Origin of the sequence: Pseudarthrobacter sp. AL07 (assembly GCF_029960665.1) — a bacterium.
In the GTDB taxonomy this organism is placed as follows: domain Bacteria; phylum Actinomycetota; class Actinomycetes; order Actinomycetales; family Micrococcaceae; genus Arthrobacter.
Genome location: NZ_JASBRB010000067.1, coordinates 1 through 1,906 on the forward strand (window position 1 = coordinate 1; position 1,906 = coordinate 1,906).

The window sequence follows — 1,906 nt, forward strand, 5'->3', positions numbered from 1 at the left end:
GTTGGGGTAGCGCACCCTCTCGATCCGCTCTCCCGCGACGAGATTTCCCGGGCCGCGGCGATCCTGAAGGATGGCCAGGCCGCGGCCGAATCGTTCCGCTTCATCAGTATCGAGCTGCGCGAGCCGGATAAGGAACTGCTCCGGTCCGGCGCGGCAACGGTCCGCGAGGCCGACGCAGTCCTCGTCGACCGGGCCGAGGCACGGTCCTACGAAGCGATCGTGGACCTGGACTCGGGCATCGTCTCCACATGGACGCAGCTCGCCGCACACATCCACCCCCCGTTCATGCTCGACGAATTCGCCGAAGGTGAAGAGAGCTGCCGCAAGGACCCCGAAGTCCAGGCCGCCCTGGCCAAACGCGGCATCACCGACATGTCCCTGGTCTGCTTCGAACCCTGGTCCGTGGGCTACTTCGGCGAAGACGATCAGGGCCGGCGCCTGATGCGCGCCCTCGTCTTCGTCCGCGACGAAGCAGACGACAGCCCCTACGCCCACCCCATCGAGAACTTCATCGTCATCGTGGACCTGAACACCGGCGAAATCGTCAAGGTCGAAGACGACCAGGCAATCCCGGTCCCGTCCGCGAGCGGCAACTACCTGCCCAAATACGTCGGCGAGGCCCGCACCGACCTCAAACCCATCTCCATCACCCAGCCCGAAGGCGCGTCCTTCACCGTCACCGGCAACCACGTCCAGTGGGCCGACTGGTCCTTCCGCGTCGGCTTCACCCCCCGCGAAGGCCTGGTCCTGCACCAGCTGAAGTTCCGCAACAAAGGCGTCGAACGCCCCGTGATCAACCGGGCCTCACTCTCGGAAATGGTCGTCCCCTACGGTGACACCGCCCCCGTCCAGGCCAAAAAGAACGCCTTCGACTCAGGCGAATACAACATCGGGAACATGGCCAACTCCCTGACTCTGGGCTGCGACTGCCTGGGCGAGATCAAATACTTCGACGGCATCACCGCCGACAGCCACGGCAACCCCCTGACCATCGAGAACGCCATCTGCATGCACGAAGAAGACGACTCGATCCTCTGGAAGCACTTCGACTTCCGCGAAGGCACCACCGAAACCCGCCGCAGCCGCAAACTCGTCATCTCCTTCATCGCCACCGTCGCGAACTACGAATACGCCTTCTACTGGCACCTCTTCCTCGACGGCAGCATCGAGTTCCTCGTCAAGGCCACCGGCATCCTCTCCACCGCCGGCCAGAAACCCGGCGAGAAAAGCCCCTACGGCCAGACCCTGAACAACGACGGACTCTACGCCCCGATCCACCAACACATGTTCAACGTCCGCATGGACTTCGAAATCGACGGACCCACAAACGCCGTCTACGAAGTAGACATGGAAATCCCCGAACACAACCCCACCCACACCGCATTCAAAGCCGTCGACCGGCTCCTCGAAACCGAACAGGCAGCCATCCGCAAAACCGACTCCTCCAAACACCGCTTCTGGAAGATCGCCAACCGCGACAGCCGCAACATCGTAGACGAACCCGTCGCCTACCGCCTCATCCCCACCGACGGCATCCAACTCGCCGCCGGCGATGAGTCCTACGTCAGCAAACGAGCCCAGTTCGCCCGGAACAACCTCTGGGTCACCGCCTACAACCGCACCGAACGCTTCGCCGCCGGCGAATTCCCCAACCAAGCCACCGGCGCCGACGACGGCCTGCACATCTGGACCCAAGCAGACCGGAACATCGTGGACCAAGACCTCGTCGTCTGGTACACCTTCGGCATGCACCACGTCGTCCGCCTCGAAGACTGGCCCATCATGCCCCGCCAAAACATCGGCTTCATGCTCGAACCCCACGGATTCTTCGACCAAAACCCCACCCTCAACCTCCCCACCAACGAAAACCGAACCCAAACAACCAACACCGCAACATGCTGCACCA

1 protein-coding gene is annotated in these 1,906 nt (G+C 62.9%); it reads left to right on the forward strand.

Features of this window, described 5'->3' with window-relative positions:
* The coding region (locus tag QK290_RS18385; protein WP_282332108.1) for a primary-amine oxidase at positions 1-1,906 on the forward strand (1,906 nt) is incomplete at both ends.